Source organism: Mobilicoccus sp. (assembly GCF_032060985.1).
Lineage (GTDB): Bacteria > Actinomycetota > Actinomycetes > Actinomycetales > Dermatophilaceae > Mobilicoccus.
In genome coordinates this window covers 76,290-93,288 of the sequence record NZ_DAMBGD010000013.1, presented here as the reverse complement: position 1 = coordinate 93,288, position 16,999 = coordinate 76,290, and the positions used below count along the sequence as shown (strand labels likewise).

Here is a 16,999-nt window from a genome sequence, read left to right as displayed (position 1 = left end):
ACCCAGCTCACACGCCGGGGCCCCGTACAGGCGACGCCGACCAGCAGATCGCCAGCCTTGCTCGTCCGAGCTCCCCTTCACTCAGCAGGAGAATCCGTCCATGCGTCGTCTCATCGGCGGTACCGCCATCCTTCTCGGCGTCCTCGCACTCGTGCTGGGCCTCGGCGCCGGCCGCATCTACGACCGGGTCGCAGTCGTGCCCCTCGACCAGAAGACCACCGCCGTCTCCGAGGGCACGGGGGTCTCGATCCTCCGCGTCTGGCGGGACGGCGGCGCCGTCAAGTTCGACGAACTCAACGACCAGCGCGTGCGCAACACCCGCGTCGTCCGCGGCATCCCGGGCAAGGTGCCCGAGGACCAGCGTGACCAGAACGCCTTCTGGCAGCTCGGCCTCAAGACAGAGATCGTCGACGTCGCGCCCGTCATCATGAGCGTCGACGGTGTCTCGATCGACCGCCACACCGGCATGAGCACCAATTGCTGCGGCGACACCGTCTCCACCGGCACCATCGAGAACCCCTCGGCGACCGAGGACATCCGCCACGAGGGCCTGTTCTTCAAGTTCCCCTTCGACGCCCAGAAGCAGAACTACCCGTTCTGGGACCAGAAGCTCAAGGGCACCGAGGACGCTCGCTTCATCCGCGAGGAGCAGCTCCAGGGCATCAACACCTACGTCTACGAGCAGAACATCCCCAACACCCGCCTCCCCGGTGAGCAGCAGGTGCCCCGGGCGATGTTCGGCACCGGCACGGGCAACGTGACCGCGCACCAGGAGTACGCCAACATCCGCACCTTCTGGGTCGAGCCCAACACCGGCATCATCATCCGGGCCCAGGAGGACATCGACCAGCGAGCCGTCTCCGAGGCGGGCACCGTGACCATCGCCCGCGGCGTCATCGGCTACACGCCGGAGACGCAGGCCGCTCTCGCGGCGGAGTACGGCCCCAAGGGGCGGCAGCTCTCCTTCATCCAGAACGACCTGCGCACGATCGGCATCGGCCTGGGCGCGCTCCTGCTCGCCGTCGGCCTCGCACTCCTCTTCTGGACGCGCCGTGAGTCCTACGGCCGCATCGAGGACCGTCCCGTCTCCGACGACCGCATCGAGCACGAGGACCGCCTCGCCCACGACGACACGAGCGTCATGGAGCCCGTGCCCGCGGGAGTCGGTCGGTCCGGCGCCGACGGGGTCCCGCGCGGGGCCCGCAAGGCCCGCCCCCACGACGACTCCGTTCGAGTCCGCCGGCCGCACTCGGCGCCCGACTCCTCGAACGACGTCCCGAGCGGATCCACGGGCGCCGGCCGCGCCTGACGCACCCTGCACCGCGACCCCGTCCTCCTCGCGAGGGCGGTGTCGCGGCGTCTCCAGGGAGCGTCCCGAGGGTCGTCGTCCAGGGGGAATCGCAGCCCGGGGGTCCCCCGGGAGCGCGAAGATCTCGACGGGCCCGTCCAGGGGTGCGCGGGGGTCGCTCGCATACAACGCAGCACGTCGACGCTGGTGCTGCTGGACGATGGTCCAGTACGGTCTACCTGGACGGGCGATCAAGATGATCGACCCAGACCATGGCCGGGGGGTCGTGGACGCGATCGGGGGATCGCAGCGGAGCCATCAGGGGGAATCATGACCGCACTGCACATCGTGCTGCTCGCGTGCTCAGCGGGTCTCGTCGCGGCCGTCGTGGCCGGGCAGCAGAACCTCGCTCGTCGCGGTGCGGACCTGCCGCTCATGGGCGGCATCGTCGGCGGGGCGCTCGTCCTCGGCAACGCCGCCTGCCTGCTCCCGACTGCGCCGCGCTGGTACCAGGTGGCGATGGTGGCGCTCACGGCCGCGGGATTCGTCTGGTACCTCGTCTCGGTCGCCTCCGCCACGCGCGAGACCGCTCCCGCCGCCGGGGTCGGCGTCTCCGGTCGGGATCACCTGCGCACCGTGCCCGCCCTCCGGGCCACGTCGGCGACCGGCGCGGGCTCGTCCTCCCGCACGACCGGTGCGAGCGACGAGCGGCTCGCCGCCCGCCCCGTCGCCACCCAGGCGACGTTCGCCTCCGCGGGCCCGGCACCCTTCACGACCGGTCAGACCTACGTCGCGGCCCACATCGACGCCTACGTGGACGCCCGTGGCACGCGACGCGCCCACGGCCGCTTCGTGCCGCGCAGCCACTCCGCCGAGGACCCGACGGCACGCTTCCTGCGCCTCGCGGAGGCCTACGGCGTCGACCGCGGGCCCCGGCACCTCGGCCGGTCGGCGCACGCCTGAACGCCGGCGCCGACCGGGCGGGGTCAGTGGGTCGCGCCCTCCCCGGCAGTCCTCTCGGAGGCGGCATCCGGGTCGGCCATCGCGACGCTGAGGGCCTTCATCTGGTCGAACTCCTCATCCACCCGGGCCGAGTGCCGGTAGGTGAGGAGGCTGACGAGGACCGCGACGAGCAGGTGCAGAGCGAAGCCCGGAATGATCTCGTAGAGGCCGAAGAGGGCCTCCTTCCGGCTGCCTCCCCATGTCGTCGACGGACCCCACAGCGCGACGGTGAGGGCGCCGGTGATCATGCCCGCGAGCGCCCCCTGCCTCGTGAGCTTGCGCCAGTAGAGCGAGAGCAGGACCGTCGGCCCGAAAGCCGCCCCGAACCCGGCCCAGGCGAACGCGACGAGCCTGAGGATGGTGGCGTTCTGTTCCCAGGCGAGCGCCATCGCGACGAGGGCCACCGTGAGGACGGCGAGGCGGCCGAGCAGGACGTAGTGACCGTCCGGACGAAGGTGCCCCGTGCGCAGGTCGCGGGTCTTGTAGAGGTCCTCGACGAGCGCGGAGGAGGTGACGAGGAGCTGGCTGGAGATCGTGCTCATGATGGCGGCGAGCACGGCGGCGAGCATGAACCCGGCGATGATCGGGTGGAACAGCGCCTGGCCCAGGCGGATGTAGACCGTCTCGACGGCCTTGCCGGTGAGCGGCGTGCCCAGCTGGTGGAAGTAGGCGAGCCCGACGAGGGCGGTCGCGCCCGCGCCGACGACGGAGAAGATCATCCAGGCGATCCCGATGCGACGTCCCGCGATGGCGTCGTGGGCGTTCCGCAGCGCCATGAACCGGACGATGATGTGCGGCTGGCCGACGTAGCCCAGCCCCCAGGCGAGCGCGGAGATCGTGCCGATGGCGCTGGCACCCGCGATCATCGAGAGGTGGTGCGGACTGGCCGCGTGGGCCGCGTCGACGACACCCTGCACCCCACCGACCCGCGTGAGACCGACGATGGGAAGCGCGACGAGCGCGGAGACCATCATGAGGCCCTGGACGAAGTCGGTGTAGCTCACCGCGAGGAACCCGCCGAACAGCGTGTAGGCGACGGTGACGGCACCGATGAGCAAGAGACCCTCGTGATAACCGCGCCCGAAGGTGCTCTCGTAGAACACGCCCGAGGCGACCATGCCCGAGCTCACGTAGAACGTGAAGAACACGAGGATGATGAGCCCGGAGGCGATGCGCAGGGACCGTGAGGAGTCGTGGAGCCGGTTCTCGAGATAACTCGGGATCGTGATGGAGTTCGAGGCGACCTCGGTGTAGGCGCGCAGCCGGGGGGCGACGAACTTCCAGTTGAGCCAGGCACCGACGGTGAGGCCCACGGCGATCCAACCCTCGACGAGACCGGCGGCGTAGATCGCGCCCGGCAGGCCCATGAGGAGCCAGCCGGACATGTCCGCGGCCCCGGCCGAGAGGGCGGCGACCGAGGGTGACAGGTCTCTCTCACCGAGCATGTACCCGTCGAGGTTGTGGGTGCGGCGGTAGGAGTAGAACCCGATGCCCAGCATGAGGAGCAGGTAGACGGCCATCGTGATGGCCTGGTAGACGATCGGATTCATGGCTCTCCCGGGTGGCGGTGGTGGGGGTAGGGGGTGGGCGCAGCGTATCGGTCGCATCGGTCGTCGTGGCCGCCGAGCGTTCGACGGGACGTGCAGACGTCCGCGCAATTTCAACGGGTGAATCCGTCGTAACATCGGGCTGGCGAGAACGCCAGAGTTCGACGCCCGAGTTCACCGACCCGAGGAGCACTCCGTCATGCTGTCCCCCCAGTCCGCCGAGGTGGTCAAGGCCACCGCCGGCGTCGTCGCCGAGAACGCGGTGACGATCACCTCCCGCTTCTACCCGCGGATGTTCGCCGCCCACCCCGAGCTCCTCGACGTGTTCAACCGGGCCGACCAGGCCCTCGGCGAGCAGCCGCAGGCGCTGGCGGCCTCCGTCGTCGCCTACGCCGTGCACCTCATCGACCCCGACGCGCCGAGCTTCGACCCCGTCCTCGAGCGCATCGCCCACAAGCACGTCTCGCTCGGCATCACCGCCCCGCAGTACACGATCGTCGGCCACCACCTCATGCAGGCGATCGGCGAGGTGCTCGGCGATGCCGTCACCCCCGAGGTCGCGATGGCCTGGGACGAGGTCTACTGGTTGTTCGCGCTGCAGCTGGTGGCCAAGGAGGCCGCCCTCTACACCGAGAAGGGCGTCGACCCCGAGCACCCGTGGCGGCAGATGACGATCACCGAGCGGCGCGACGAGGTGCAGGACGAGATCGTCACGTTCGTCCTCACCCCCGTGGACGGCGAGCCCGTGCCGGCGCACCGGGCCGGGCAGTACGTCAGCGTGAACGCCCACCTCGCGGACGGGTCGACGCAGCCGCGGCAGTACACCGTGTCCTCCGGCCCGAGGCCCGACACCCTGCAGATCACGGTCCGTCGGGTCCGGGCGACCGCCGACGCGCCCGCAGGGGTCGTCTCCACCCACCTCCTCGACTCCTGCCCGGTGGGGACCGTCCTCGAGGTCTCCGTGCCGTGCGGCGACGTCGTCCTCGACGACGGCGACGCCCCGCTCGTCCTCGTGAGCGCCGGCGTCGGCATCACCCCGATGGCGGCGATCCTCGACGACCTCGCCGAGCGCCGCCCCGCCCGACCGGTGATCCTCGCCCACGCCGACCGCTCGGCCGCCACGCACGCCCTCTACGAGACGACGACGGCCACGGCCTCCGCCCTCGACCAGGCGACGACGCACCTCTGGTACGAGGAGGTCGCGCAGGACGCCGACGACCGGGGCGCCCACGCCGGGCTCATGGACCTCAGCGACCTCGACGTGCCGACGGACGCGCACGTGTTCATGTGCGGTCCGCTGCCCTTCATGCGCGACGCGCGCCGCACGCTCATCGGCAAGGGCGTCTCCCCCGCGAACATCCGCTACGAGGTCTTCGGCCCCGACCTGTGGGCCCAGAACCCCGAGAACGCCGAGGCGACTGCGGCCTGAGGCCGACGACGGCGACACGACCGAGCCCACCCCCGCCGGATCGGCAGGGGTGGGCTCGGTGGGGGGTGGCATGAGGTGCCAGCGTCAGGGCGAACCGACCGTGGAGAACTCACCGTGGAGAACTCACCGTGAGAACTCACGCCGGCGGGGGTCACGACGCAGACGTCAGCGCACGTCCACGAGGTCGACGACGAACACGAGGGTCTCGCCCGGCTTGATGACGCCGCCGGCGCCGCGGTCGCCGTAGCCGAGGTGCGGGGGGATCGTGATGCGGCGACGACCGCCGACCAACATGCCGACGATGCCCTCGTCCCAGCCCCTGATGACCATGCCGCCGCCGAGGGGGAACTCGATGGGGGCGCCGCGGTCGTAGCTGTTGTCGAACTCGGTGCCGGTCGACCAGGCGACGCCGGCGTAGTGCGCGGCGATCGAGGTGCCGGAGGTGGCCTCGGTGCCGTCGCCGACGGTGAGATCCTCGGTCTGGAGTTCGGTGGGCGGGTCGCCCTCGGGAATGGTGATCTGCGGCTTGTCCATGTGCGCCACCCTAGGCACATCGGCCGGTCGCACGCACGGGCGCCGTGACGCACCGCGCCGGTACCACGGCGCGGGTACCACGGCGGCGCGTAGGCGGGGTCAGGCGGCGGCCTGCGCGCGCAGCGCCCGTTCGAGTAGGGCGAGCCGTTCGACGAGCAGACGCCGCAGGGCCGCGGGGGCGTCCTCGTCGGCGGCGAGCCAACCGCGGATGGCGACGACGACCGGGTGCTCCTCGACCCTGCCGCCGGGCGTGAGATCGGCGGCAGGGAAGAACCCCTTGACCATCCGCGTCGCGAGCTCCTGACTGCGGGAGCGCCACACGGGCAGGAGAGCCTCGAGGTAGGGCTCGAGGTAGCGCTGGGTGAGGGTGCCGTGGCCGGGGGTCGAGAAGCCGACGGTGCGGGCGCTGACCTCCTCGTTCGACAGCGCGGAGTCGTCGACGACCTCGGCGAAGTCCGCCGCCTTGGTCGCCGCGTCGGGCCTCGAGGCCACGGCGGTGAGGTGACGGATGCGCGCCGGTGAACTCGTGTCGCGTGCGCGCTCGGCGTCGAGGTCGTCGATCGTCGCGTGCCCCGTGGCGGCGAGGGCACGCCACAGCGACCACCGCATCATCGAGTCGAGCGGGAGGCCCTCGATCTGCTCCTCCCCGTCGAGGATCGCGCGGATCTCCTCGGCGCGGGCGTCGCAGGAGAGTGCGACGTCGGCGAACTCCCTCGCGAACACGAGCTGCACGCCCGAGCCGGGCTCGGCGGCGCGCATCCGGCCGGCGCAGAAGTCGAGCAGGCGTCGTTCCAGCTCGGCGCGCACGGCCGGCGGGGCGTAGTCGCGGGCTGCGACGACGGCGTTGGCGAGTGCCCCGGCGAGGAGGGCGACATGCCCCTCCCCGGGCGCATGCCGACAGACGAGATCGACGTACTCCGCCGCAGGCAGGCGGGCGTCGCGGCACGACTGCCAGAGCGAGGACCACAGGCAGGCCCGCGTGAGCGAGGACTCGACGGCGAAGGTCTCGCGCAGGGTCGCGTGGCTCTGCGGATCGAGGCGCACCTTGGCGTAGGTGAGGTCGTCGTCGTTGACGACGACGAGCGCCGGCGCGGGCAGACCCGTCGCCTCCGCCACGACCGTGACCTCGCCCGAGACGTCGAGTTCGAGACGGGACGTGCGGTGGAGGGTGTCGTCCTCGGCACGCTCGTAGAGGCCGACGACCAGCCGGTGATCCCGCCAGACGTCTCCGTTCTCGCCCGAGCCGGCCTGGTCGATCGCGAGCTCGGCGATCGTGCCGTCCTCGGCGAGGGTGACGCGGGGGGTGAGTTCGGAGACGCCCGTCGTGTGCAGCCATTGCTCGACCCACGGCCCCAGGTCGCGGCCGGAGGCCTCTTCCAGGGGCGCGAGGAGGTCGGGCAGTGTCGTCGAGGAGAACGCGTGCTCGCGGAAGTACCGGCGCGCTCCGGCGTAGAACTCCTCCGTGCCGACGTAGGCGACGAGTTGCTTGAGGACGCTCGCGCCCTTGGCGTAGGTGATGCCGTCGAAGTTCTGCCGGGCGGCCTCGATGTCGGGGATGTCCGCGACGATGGGGTGCGTCGTGGGCAGCTGGTCCTGCTCGTAGGCCCAGGCCTTGCGGCGGGCGCAGAACGGGGTCCAGGCGTCGGTGTACTCGGTGGCGAGGGCGTTGGCCGCCGTGCCCATGTAGTCGGCGAAGGACTCCTTGAGCCACAGCTCGTCCCACCACACCGGCGTGACGAGATCGCCGAACCACATGTGCGACATCTCGTGCATGAGGGTGTTCGAACGGCCTTCGAGCTGGCTGCGGGTGGCGGCCGACTCGTACACGTACGACTCGTCGGCGAAGGTGACGAGACCGGGGTTCTCCATCGCGCCGAGGTTGTACTCGGGCACGAAGATCTGGTCGTACTTGCCCCACGGGTAGGGGTGGGCGAATCGGTCGTGGAAGTGCTCGAGCCCCTCCTTGGTGAGGGCGAAGAGGGTCTCGGGGTCGAAGGCGGAGGCGAGGGACTCCCGGCACAGGAGCGCGAGCGGGATCTCGAGGGCGGCGCCGTCGATCGTGCGGCTCCACGAATCGTCCCAGCGGCGGTACGGCCCGGCGATCACGCACGTGAGGTAGGTCGACTGCGGCGGAGTCGTGGCGAAGGTGCGGGTGCTGCACGCCATCCCGGCCGCGTTGTCACCCGTGGCGTCGCGGGAGACCTCGGCCCCGTTGCTGCGGATCTCCCAGTCGTCGGGGCCGGTGACGGCGAACGTGAACTCGGCCTTGAGGTCGGGCTGTTCGAAGCATGGGAACACCCGCCGAGAGTCCGACGGCTCGTACTGCGTGTACAGGTAGACGCGCTGGTCGGCCGGGTCGACGAAGCGGTGCATCCCCTCGCCCGAGCGGCTGTACGACGCGTTCCCCCGCACCGTGAGCGTGCAGGACCTCCCCGCCGGGACCTCGACCCGGACCCGCGCCCCGTCGGCGTCGACCTCGCGCCTCTCGCCGTCGACCTCGACACCGGTGACCTCGCCGATGAAGTCGAGGGTGACCTGGCCCGACCTGCTCGCGAGGTCGATGTGGGAGGTCGTCGGGAACGTGGCGACGCCTGGATCCGTGCACTCGGACACGTCGATCTCGACCCGGTAGGACGACAGCGTGACGTCATCGCTCCGGCGCCGGCACTCCGCACGGGTCAGGTTCGTCTCCATGCTCGTCAAGGTAGCGGGCGCACGTGTCGACCGCCGGTGGTTTCCGAGACCGTGCGGCCGACGGTCGCCGCGGTTCAGGGACCACCGGGACCCGACGGCCGTGGTCGGTGGCACTACCCTGGCTGACATGCGCAGTGTCTGTGTGTTCTGCGGGTCCAGTTCGGGCAGTGACGCCCGCTACCTGGAGGCGGCGTCGACCCTCGGGGCCGAGATCGCCCGCCGCGGCATGACGCTCGTGTACGGCGGCGCCTCGGTCGGCCTCATGGGCGCCGTCGCCGACGCGGCCCTCGGCGAGGGCGGCGAGGTCATCGGCATCATCCCCGAACACCTCGTGGCGGCCGAGGTCGCGCACGACGGGCTCACCGATCTCCGCGTCACCCCCTCGATGCACGGCCGCAAGGCGGCGATGGCCGAGATCTCCGACGGGTTCGTCGCGATGCCGGGGGGCTTCGGAACCCTCGAGGAGGTCGTCGAGATCCTCACGTGGAACCAGCTCGGGCTCATCACCAAACCGATCGGGTTCCTCGACACCCTCGGTTACTACCAGCGACTCGGCGCGTTCTTCGGGCACTGCGTCTCCCAGGAGTTCGTCCGAGCCCCGCACCTGGGGCTGTACGCGATGGACTCCGATCCCCACGCACTCCTCGACGCGATGGAGCACTACGTTCCCGCGACCACCCCCAAGTGGCAGGACCGCACGTAGCGGCCGGTCCCCGGCCCGGGGCCGTGGACGACGTCCGGGCGGCGGACGCCCCGCAGGGGTGTGAGACGGTGGAGCCGTGAACACGGACGCCGTAGCCGACCTCATGCGCGAGGTCGCCGATCACGTCATCACCCCCCGGTTCCGGTCACTCGACGCCGACCAGGTGATGGAGAAGAACCCCGGGGACCTCGTCACCGTGGCCGACCAGGAGGCCGAGAGGCTCATCACCGCGGCGCTGTTGAAGGACGACCCGGAGCTGCTCGTCGTCGGCGAGGAGGCCACCGCCCTCGACGCCGGCCTCCCCGGTCGGCTCCCGCACGCGGAGCGGGCGTTCACGGTCGACCCCGTCGACGGCACCAAGAACTTCGTCCACGGGTCTCCCGACTTCGCGGTCATGCTCTCCGAGCTGCACCACGGCGAGGTCGTGCGGGCATGGATCCTGCACCCCGCGCACGAGGCGTTCTACATCGCGGAGCGAGGCGCGGGTGTCGAGCGCGACGGGCGAGCCCTCCCGCCGACGACGACGCCGCACCACCTCACGGTCGTCACCTCCAGTCCGCGCCTCGAGGGCACCCACGGCTCCCTCGATCTCGGCCCCACGGCGTGGAGCTGCGGCATCGACTACCCCTGGCTCCTCGAAGGGCGCGTCCACGGTCTGCTCTACACGCGAGGGCTGCCGTGGGACCACTGCCCCGGTTCGCTCATGGTCCGCGAACTCGGCGGGGTCGTCGCCCATCTCGACGGCACCCCCTACGACGTCGGTGCCGACCGCGGACGCATCGGCCTGCTCGCCGCCTCCTCGCAGGAGGCCTGGGACCGCATCGCCCCGGAGGTCGCCCACCTCTACCGCGGGTGACGCCCTCCCCCGTCGAGGTCTCGCCGAACCCCGTCACCCGGCGCCGGGATCCGCGCCGAACTCAGAACGGTGCGAGGAGGCAGGGGATCGTGCCCTCACGCTTCTCGAACTCCCCGATGTCGACGGGGACGGGTTCGTAGCCGAGCGACGCGATGGTCTCGGCCGAGCCGGGTGCCGACGCCGAGACGAGCACGCGTCCGTCGCCGAGCGCGAACACCTGCGCGCCGGTGCGGTCCGGCACGGGGACGAACTCGGCGAACACCGAGGGGTCGTCGACGAGCGGTGGATGACCGAGCACCGTGCCGCACGGCAGGGCGCTCACGCCGGAGTCCAGCTGGACCGACTTGTGCAGCGGTACCGGCACGATCCGCAGACCCGACCCTGCGAGGCGCCGCACCACCTGCGCGTACCCGGCGCGGTTGGTCCTGGACCCGACGCCGACGTACAGGGTGTCCTCGACGAGGACGAGGTCACCGCCCTCGAGGGTGCCCGGGCGCCGGATGGAAACGGCTCGGACGTGCTGGGAGGCGAGGGTGCGCCGAAGCGCCACCCGCTCAGGGCGTCGGGACTCCACCGAGGAGCGTGCGAGGAACACCCGTCCCCGGACCGAACGCACGGCGTCGCCGACGAACGCCCCATCGGGACAAGGCTGGTCGGCGTCACCGGGGGGCACGACGACGACCTCCCACCCGGCCCGCTCGAGGATCGCCCGCAGGCTCTCCCACTGGGCGACGGCGCGGTCCAGCACGACCGGCTCCCGGTCGATGAGCGAGACGACGGCCTCTCCCAGACCGGGCTCCGGCGGGCGCATGAGCACGCGTCTGCCGACCATGGGTCAAGCCTGGCACGACCACGACGGGCGTCCGCATCGGCCCCTCCCGGCATCTCGTGGTGACTTGACCAGCCCTTGACCCGATCGATGCCCAAACAATGACGGGCGATCGTCCCGAATGACTCGGACGGGCGAGTGACCTGCCGAAGGGAGTGGTGGCGGGGGCTCCACCACCCACCGTCCAGGCACCCGGAGCGGTCACAGGCCCAGGTCCATCGCAGGGGCGACGCGAACCACGCGTCGCCCCTGCGACCGTTCGGGAGCGGACGTTCCTCGGGACCGACCCACCGGCCGACCCGCACATGCACGAGAGGACCCCCATGCCCACGTCCTGCCCACACCAGGGGCACTCCCGACGCAAGACGGCACGACCCGGTGAGGTCGGCCTTCCCGACGCACCGGCGGTCGAGGTGATCGAAGGGGTCTGGCACGTCCGCTCGCTCCCCCTGGTCAAGGAGGTCCTGCGGTCGACGACGACGACCGTGCAGGCCGGGTTCAACGTCGACCTCGTGCGTGACGGCGCGGGCAACCCGCGAGGGGGACGACGCGCGATGCGCGACCCCATCCTCTTCATGGACGGCCCCGAGCACCGGCGGCAGCGGAGCATGATCGCCCGGTACTTCGCTCCGGCCACCGTCAACCGCCGATACGGGGATCTCATGACCGAGCGAGCCGACGCGATCATCGCCCACGTGCGACGCGAGCTCGAGGCCGGACGCCGTGTCGAGCTCTCGGCGATCGCGCTGGAGTACTCGGTCGCCGTCGCCGCCGCGGTCATCGGGCTCACCGAGTCCGACACCGACGGGATGGCGCGGCGCCTCGAACGGCTCTTCGGCATCCCGTGGCAGCCGCCCCGATCACGCGTGGACGGCGATGACGCGACCGGGTCCGACATGGCCGGTACCTCCGACGACGCCGAGGAGCGGCCGCGTGGCGGTCTCGTGGGTCGGTTCGCCGCCCTCGTCGGGGCGGCCATGTCGCTGCGGTCGGCGGGCGCGGTCGGGCTGTTCTACGCGCGGGACGTCCGACCGGCCATCCGGGCCCGCCGGGCGAATCCGCAGGAGGACGTCATCTCCCACCTCGTCGAGCAGGGGTACAGCAACGCCGAGATCACGACCGAGTGCGTCACCTACGGCGCCGCCGGCATGGTGACGACGAGGGAGTACCTGTGCGTCGTCGCGTGGCACCTCCTCGGCGACGCCGACCTGCGCCGTCGCTACCTCGCTGGTGATGTCGAGGAACGGTACGCGCTGCTCCACGAGGTCCTCCGACTCGAGCCCGTCGTCGGCCACCTCTACCGTCGCGCCGTCGCGCCCCTCACCCTCGTCGACGGCGAGACGACGCACATCGTGCCCGTGGGGGCGGTGCTCGACCTGTCGATCAGCAGCGCCAACACCGACCCCGAGCACGTCGGCGACGACCCCCTCGGGCTCTGTCCGGGGCGCGAGCCGGGGGCCGGTGTGCGTCCGGAGGGCATGTCGTTCGGAGACGGTGCCCACCGCTGCCCCGGCAACTCCCTCGCCATCGCCGAGACCGACACCCTCCTCACCCGCCTGCTCGCCCTTCCCGTCGCCCTCGCGGAGGGACCCCGGCTCGGATGGCTCGACCTCATCGCCGGGTACGAGGTGAGCGACATGTTCCTCAGCGCCGACTCCGGGACGCCCGCGGCCGCGGACGCGTCCGACGCTGTCGCACCCAGCGACCATCACGGGAACGCCTGACCTGCACGGCGTTTCGATCCCACGAAGAGTGACGGGAGCCTGCCCGACATGGACGATGGAGACATGAGCACCCGCGACTCCGCCCTGCCCGACGGCCTCACCCGGCACGACGGGGACGCCCCGAGCCTCGTCGTCGACACCCCCGCCGGGCGCGGGGAGATCCATCTCGACGGCGCCTGCGTGACCCGGTGGGCACCCGCCGGTGCCGACGAGGTCCTGTTCCTCAGCGACCGGTCGCGCTACGGGGAGGGGGTGGCCATCCGTGGCGGCGTGCCGCTGTGTGCGCCGTGGTTCGCGACCGGCCGGACGAAGGACCGTAGTCCCCGGCACGGGTTCTTCCGCACCGTCCGCTGGTCCCTCACCGAGGCCAGGCGCGACGACGACGACGTCACCGTCGTCCTTGAGCTGCCGCCGTTGACCCGGATCGCCGACGTGCCCGGAGTCACCGGCGTGCCCGCCGACCTCACCGCGACGTACACCGTGACGATGGGCGCGCAGCTGCGCATGGCGCTGACGATCACCTCGCCCTCGGAGCCGTTCGAGCTCGAGGAGGCGTTGCACACCTACCTGCGGGTCTCCGACGTGACGACCGTCCGCCTCGAGGGCCTCGACGGCGCGCGCTACGCCGACCGGGCCCCCGGCGGGAGGGCCGTCAACGCGCAGTCGGGTGACGTCACCCTGCTCCGCGAGACCGACCGGGTCTACGCCTCGAGCGAGACCGTCACGGTCGTCGACGGCGACCGCCGCCTCGTCGTCGCCAAGGCGGGTTCGAACAGCACCGTCGTGTGGAACCCGTGGGAGCGCAAGGCGGCCGAACTCGAGGACCTCGGCGACGAGGAATGGCGCACGATGCTCTGTGTCGAGACCGCGAACGCCCTCGCCGGCCGCGTGTCGCTCGACGCCGGGGAGTCCCACACGATGACCGCGACGATCTCGGTGCGGGAGGACTGACACGTCGACGGTCGTCGCCGCGGCCGGTGCACGGGTTCGCCCGCAGCCCTCGGCCACCCTGTCCCCCGTCGACCCCGTGGACCCGTCGGCGGTGAGGGGTGTCCGGCGCGGTGGCGGTAGGTTGAGCCCCGCACGACCCGTCCGCCGCGTCACCCGAGGAGCCCCCGTGCGCCCGTCACCCCTTCACCCGCACGCATGATCCTCAGCGTCGTCGCCCTCGTCCTCGGGGTCCTCGCCTACGGCTGGGGAGGGGCGCGCCTCTCCGACGGCGCCCAGAGCGAGGGACACCCGCTGAAGTCACCGGCGTGGTGGATGGGAACGGCGCTGCAGGGCGCCGGATTCGTCTTCACGTTCCTCGCCCGCAGCCACCTGCCGCTGCTCATCGTCCAGGCCGCGGTCGTCGGGGGGCTCGCGATCACCGCGATCATCCACCACCTCGCCGGAACCCGGGCCCTCAAGGGCAGGGACGCTCTCGCGATCGGCGTCGTCGTCGCCGGGATCGCGCTGCTCGCGGCGACGACGGTGCCCGGTCCGGCCGACCCCATCGCCCCGATCCACGTCACCGCGCTCGGCGCGGGGGTCCTGGTCTGCCTCCTCGCCGTCGGGGTGCGCCTGCACCCGGGGGTCTGCGGGGTGCTCTCCGGCCTGGGGTTCGCGATCAGCGCGATCTCCGCACGGCTCGTCGTCGCGCAGGTCGGTCCGGACATCTGGCGGTTCTGGGAGTGGCCGTGGACGTTGTGGGCCGCCGGGTTCCTCCTCGTCGGCGGCCTGGTGCTCGGCCAGGTGCACCTCACCCGCGGGCTCGCGGCCTCGCACGCCGTCGGCGTCCTGGGTGCGAACTACGTGACGAGCACGATCGTGCCGGCCGCCTTCGGCCTGCTACTCATGCACGAGTTCCCTCGCCGGGGCATGTGGTGGGCCGTCGTCCTCGGCCTCGTCCTCAGCCTCGCCGGGGCCCTCTCGCTGCTGCGTGACGACCAGGCCGAGCCCGCTGCCCAGGGGGCACTGCCGCCGACGTCCTGAGATCGATCGACGGCATCCGCTCGAGGTGGCAGGGCCGCGTCGTCATGACTCGGCGAACCGCACGCCATCCGACACGTCGTGCGCGCGGCGGGGGCGGATTCCGGGAGAGACGACGGTCAGCGACCGCGTGGCTTCTCGGTGACGCGGGTGCGGGCGACGGTACCGCTGGGGTGAGCGGGGAGCGCCAGGGACGGGTCCACCCGGTTGCGGGCGGCGGAGCCCTGGGCGTCCTTGGCCGCGGGGAAACACCCGGAGGCGGCGCCGAGACGACGAAGACCGACGAGGTCTCCGGCGCCCCACCGGGCCTGCTTGTACGTCGTCTCGGGGTACATGATCTGGGCCTTGTCGGCGGTCGGCGGGTGGTCGAGGCCGACGGAGTGGCCGAGTTCGTGCAGGAGCACCTGACCCCAGGTGCCGAGCAGTCCCTCGGGAGAGCCCGCGCCGAACCCCCCGGGCAGGTCGCGTCCCGAGTCGAGGACGACGTACCCCTGGAGGGCGCGGTGCCACGAACTGCGGCCGACCTTGACCGGCGTGAGGTCGTAGAAGACGCCGCCGACGCCGAGAAGGTCCGTCCCCCGCCCGAAGTACTTCGATTTCGCGGGCGTCGTGTAGGCGACGACGAGTCGTGTGTCGGCGGGGTAGGCGTCGGGCACGTCGGTGGAGGTGGAGCCGGGGACGACCGTCGTCGTCCCGAGGTAGCGGAAATTCACGCCGGTGGCGACGGAGACCTGCGACACGGCGCGACGCACGTCGTCGAGTGCGCCGTCGGGGGCACCGGAGAGGTTGACGCGGTAGCCGATCGGCGTGCACGGATCCCACCGGACCGCGGGGGTGGTGAGGTAGGAGACGGCGCGGGGATCGCCGTCACCGACGCCGACGGTGAAGGCACGACTCGTGCCGGCCCCGTCGGTGCCGCTCGCGGGCGCGTGGACCCGGTAGCGACTCACACCGGGCGTGCCGGTGGGCAGGGTCAGCGCGAACGAGCCGTCCGCGGAGGCGACGGCGGTGTCGATCGTGCGCCAGGTGCGGCCGACGAGGCGCTCGAGGCGGACCTCGCGTGCTCCGCCGGAGGCCGACCCGCGCACGAGTACCCGGGTGTCGGTGACGGCGACGCTCGCCGACGGCGCGGCCGTCACGGTGGTCGCGGTGGTCGCGGTGGTCACCTCCGGGGCGGCCGGCGCGGCCGACGCGACCGCGGGAACGCTCACTCCGACGACACCGATGATGGCGGCGATCAGTCCTCGCCCACCCCCAGCAGTCTTCACTGTGGCCTCACGTCTCACCTTGCGGCAGCCTTCGGCGTCGTCCCTCGCGCCCCTGAGGCGGGATGCGTGGGCCATCGACGCGTTCGGCTGCGGATCGTCTCCCCCGAGACCCGTCCGGATCGAGCCGGACACTCGACCGATTCTCTCACGTCGACCAGCGCATCCGCTACCGTCCTTGCCGTCGTGCCTTCCTCCTGTCCCCCTTCCTATCGACGATTCGGGGGTCGACCTCAGCCGGCCTCGTTCCGACGCACCGGCAGGGCTCCGCTCGCGAGGAGCAACGCCTGCGCGCTGACCGGACCGATCCGGACGAAACCGGCCTCGCGCAGGGCGGCGGCCAGCGTCGTCGACCGTGCGTCGAATCTCGGGATCGCCGTGAGTCTCATTGCCGGCACGGGCGGTTCGCCCTCGACCGTCGCCCACACGAGACCGGGCAGACCCCCGGAGGCGCGAAGGTCACGCGTGGCTCGCGCGTTGTCGACCGCCGCGCGGATCTTGTGTCCATTGCGAATGAGACGGGCGTCGTGACACAGGGACTGGACGACCGTGTCGTCGTAGGCGGCCACGACGTCGGCGTCGTACCCGGCGAAGGCCTCCCGCAGCCCCTCACGGCGACGGAGGACTCCGGCCCAGGTGAGCCCACCCGCGAACGTGAGGAGGACGACGAGTTCGAGCAGACCCGATTCGGTGCGCACGGGCCTGCCCCATTCCGTGTCGAAGTACGTGCGCACGAGGTCGCCACGGCTCGCCCAGGCCGGTCTGCGGATCCCGTCCGGCCCGACCACCGTCTCCATGAACTCGGGCCCGGCCGACGGACCACCGGTGGGGCCGGCACGAGGCGGCCTGACCTCCGCATCGGCGGTGCCGACCGACACCCGGCGCGAGGCGCGGGCGCGGCGGGGTGGAGTGCGTGGGCCCGCCGTGGGCGGGTCAGGGGTCGAGAGACGCACGAGCACGGCGGGGCTCCTCGGAGCGGGGCGCCCCGGATGGGCACCGGTTCCGCCACTGTGTCGCCGACCGCCCACGCCCGTGGCTGCCGCGCGGTCACCTGTGGACGAGTCGACCGGACTCACCGTGGTGTGGACGAGGCCCGAGGGCATGTGACGCGACTGGACGGAGACTCGGCTCCTCCGACCCTCACCTCGACGAGCCAC

General features: G+C 71.8%; 14 protein-coding genes. 8 read left to right on the top strand and 6 right to left on the bottom strand.

Annotated elements, in window-relative coordinates:
• Positions 1 to 100 precede the first annotated feature (100 nt).
• Together RT054_RS11225 and RT054_RS11220 are read left to right on the top strand one after the other, a co-directional pair.
• Complete coding sequence (locus tag RT054_RS11225) at positions 101 to 1,309, top strand: DUF3068 domain-containing protein (RefSeq protein WP_313023641.1); 1,209 nt, start codon at positions 101 to 103, stop codon at positions 1,307 to 1,309.
• 309 nt (positions 1,310 to 1,618) lie between these two features.
• Positions 1,619 to 2,251, top strand: coding sequence for a hypothetical protein (locus RT054_RS11220; RefSeq protein ID WP_313023640.1), 633 nt, complete (start codon positions 1,619 to 1,621; stop codon positions 2,249 to 2,251).
• 23 nt (positions 2,252 to 2,274) lie between these two features.
• Here RT054_RS11220 and putP read toward each other — a convergent pair whose 3' ends face one another.
• Positions 2,275 to 3,840, bottom strand: a complete 1,566-nt coding sequence (putP, locus tag RT054_RS11215) for a sodium/proline symporter PutP (RefSeq protein WP_313023639.1) — start codon at positions 3,838 to 3,840, stop codon at positions 2,275 to 2,277.
• A gap of 196 nt (positions 3,841 to 4,036) precedes the next feature.
• Between putP and RT054_RS11210 the strand changes: the two genes are divergently transcribed.
• Positions 4,037 to 5,266, top strand: a complete 1,230-nt coding sequence (locus RT054_RS11210) for a globin domain-containing protein (protein WP_312720849.1) — start codon at positions 4,037 to 4,039, stop codon at positions 5,264 to 5,266.
• A 165-nt stretch (positions 5,267 to 5,431) separates the two neighbouring features.
• On the opposite strand, the gene RT054_RS11205 is transcribed toward RT054_RS11210, so the two are convergent.
• Positions 5,432 to 5,800, bottom strand: coding sequence for an FKBP-type peptidyl-prolyl cis-trans isomerase (locus RT054_RS11205; protein ID WP_313023638.1), 369 nt, complete (start codon positions 5,798 to 5,800; stop codon positions 5,432 to 5,434).
• Positions 5,801 to 5,899: 99 nt separating this feature from the next.
• A complete protein-coding gene (pepN, locus tag RT054_RS11200) occupies positions 5,900 to 8,494 on the bottom strand; it encodes an aminopeptidase N (RefSeq protein WP_313023637.1) in 2,595 nt (864 codons plus the stop codon).
• Positions 8,495 to 8,621: 127 nt separating this feature from the next.
• Between pepN and RT054_RS11195 the strand changes: the two genes are divergently transcribed.
• Together RT054_RS11195 and RT054_RS11190 are read left to right on the top strand one after the other, a co-directional pair.
• Positions 8,622 to 9,197, top strand: coding sequence for a TIGR00730 family Rossman fold protein (locus RT054_RS11195; RefSeq protein ID WP_312720855.1), 576 nt, complete (start codon positions 8,622 to 8,624; stop codon positions 9,195 to 9,197).
• 76 nt (positions 9,198 to 9,273) lie between these two features.
• Positions 9,274 to 10,053: an inositol monophosphatase family protein gene (locus RT054_RS11190; protein WP_312720857.1), complete on the top strand. Its 780-nt coding sequence runs from the start codon at positions 9,274 to 9,276 to the stop codon at positions 10,051 to 10,053.
• Between the two features lie 61 nt (positions 10,054 to 10,114).
• Here the strand turns inward: RT054_RS11190 and RT054_RS11185 are convergent, their stop codons facing one another.
• On the bottom strand, positions 10,115 to 10,885 hold the full coding sequence (locus RT054_RS11185; RefSeq protein ID WP_312720858.1) for an arginine deiminase family protein: 771 nt from the start codon (positions 10,883 to 10,885) through the stop codon (positions 10,115 to 10,117).
• Positions 10,886 to 11,205: 320 nt separating this feature from the next.
• On the opposite strand from RT054_RS11185, the gene RT054_RS11180 reads away from it, so the two are divergent.
• The 3 genes from RT054_RS11180 to RT054_RS11170 all read left to right on the top strand — a co-directional run bounded on the left by RT054_RS11180 (position 11,206) and on the right by RT054_RS11170 (position 14,580).
• Positions 11,206 to 12,606 carry a cytochrome P450 gene (locus tag RT054_RS11180; protein ID WP_312720860.1) on the top strand — a complete coding sequence of 467 codons (1,401 nt, stop codon included), beginning with the start codon at positions 11,206 to 11,208 and terminating at the stop codon, positions 12,604 to 12,606.
• 48 nt (positions 12,607 to 12,654) lie between these two features.
• Entirely contained in the window at positions 12,655 to 13,557 is a 903-nt protein-coding gene (locus RT054_RS11175; protein ID WP_312720862.1) for a D-hexose-6-phosphate mutarotase, read from the top strand.
• Between the two features lie 195 nt (positions 13,558 to 13,752).
• Positions 13,753 to 14,580 (top strand): hypothetical protein, encoded by an 828-nt coding sequence (locus tag RT054_RS11170; protein WP_312720864.1) that lies wholly within the window; start codon positions 13,753 to 13,755, stop codon positions 14,578 to 14,580.
• 116 nt (positions 14,581 to 14,696) lie between these two features.
• On the opposite strand, the gene RT054_RS11165 is transcribed toward RT054_RS11170, so the two are convergent.
• Positions 14,697 to 15,788 (bottom strand): hypothetical protein, encoded by a 1,092-nt coding sequence (locus RT054_RS11165; protein WP_312720865.1) that lies wholly within the window; start codon positions 15,786 to 15,788, stop codon positions 14,697 to 14,699.
• 287 nt (positions 15,789 to 16,075) lie between these two features.
• A complete protein-coding gene (locus RT054_RS11160; protein ID WP_312720866.1) occupies positions 16,076 to 16,801 on the bottom strand; it encodes a DNA-3-methyladenine glycosylase I in 726 nt (241 codons plus the stop codon).
• Between the last annotated feature and the right edge of the window lie 198 nt (positions 16,802 to 16,999).

Bases quoted from the DNA above. Each gene is read 5' to 3' on its own strand.
- pepN (WP_313023637.1), bottom strand. From the start codon at position 8,494: ATGGAGACGAACCTGACCCGTGCGGAGTGCCGGCGCCGGAGCGATGAC.
- RT054_RS11180 (WP_312720860.1), top strand. From the start codon at position 11,206: ATGCCCACGTCCTGCCCACACCAGGGGCACTCCCGACGCAAGACGGCA.
- RT054_RS11220 (WP_313023640.1), top strand. From the start codon at position 1,619: ATGACCGCACTGCACATCGTGCTGCTCGCGTGCTCAGCGGGTCTCGTC.
- RT054_RS11170 (WP_312720864.1), top strand. From the start codon at position 13,753: ATGATCCTCAGCGTCGTCGCCCTCGTCCTCGGGGTCCTCGCCTACGGC.
- RT054_RS11185 (WP_312720858.1), bottom strand. From the start codon at position 10,885: ATGGTCGGCAGACGCGTGCTCATGCGCCCGCCGGAGCCCGGTCTGGGA.
- RT054_RS11195 (WP_312720855.1), top strand. From the start codon at position 8,622: ATGCGCAGTGTCTGTGTGTTCTGCGGGTCCAGTTCGGGCAGTGACGCC.
- RT054_RS11205 (WP_313023638.1), bottom strand. From the start codon at position 5,800: ATGGACAAGCCGCAGATCACCATTCCCGAGGGCGACCCGCCCACCGAA.
- RT054_RS11210 (WP_312720849.1), top strand. From the start codon at position 4,037: ATGCTGTCCCCCCAGTCCGCCGAGGTGGTCAAGGCCACCGCCGGCGTC.
- RT054_RS11175 (WP_312720862.1), top strand. From the start codon at position 12,655: ATGGACGATGGAGACATGAGCACCCGCGACTCCGCCCTGCCCGACGGC.
- RT054_RS11225 (WP_313023641.1), top strand. From the start codon at position 101: ATGCGTCGTCTCATCGGCGGTACCGCCATCCTTCTCGGCGTCCTCGCA.
- putP (WP_313023639.1), bottom strand. From the start codon at position 3,840: ATGAATCCGATCGTCTACCAGGCCATCACGATGGCCGTCTACCTGCTC.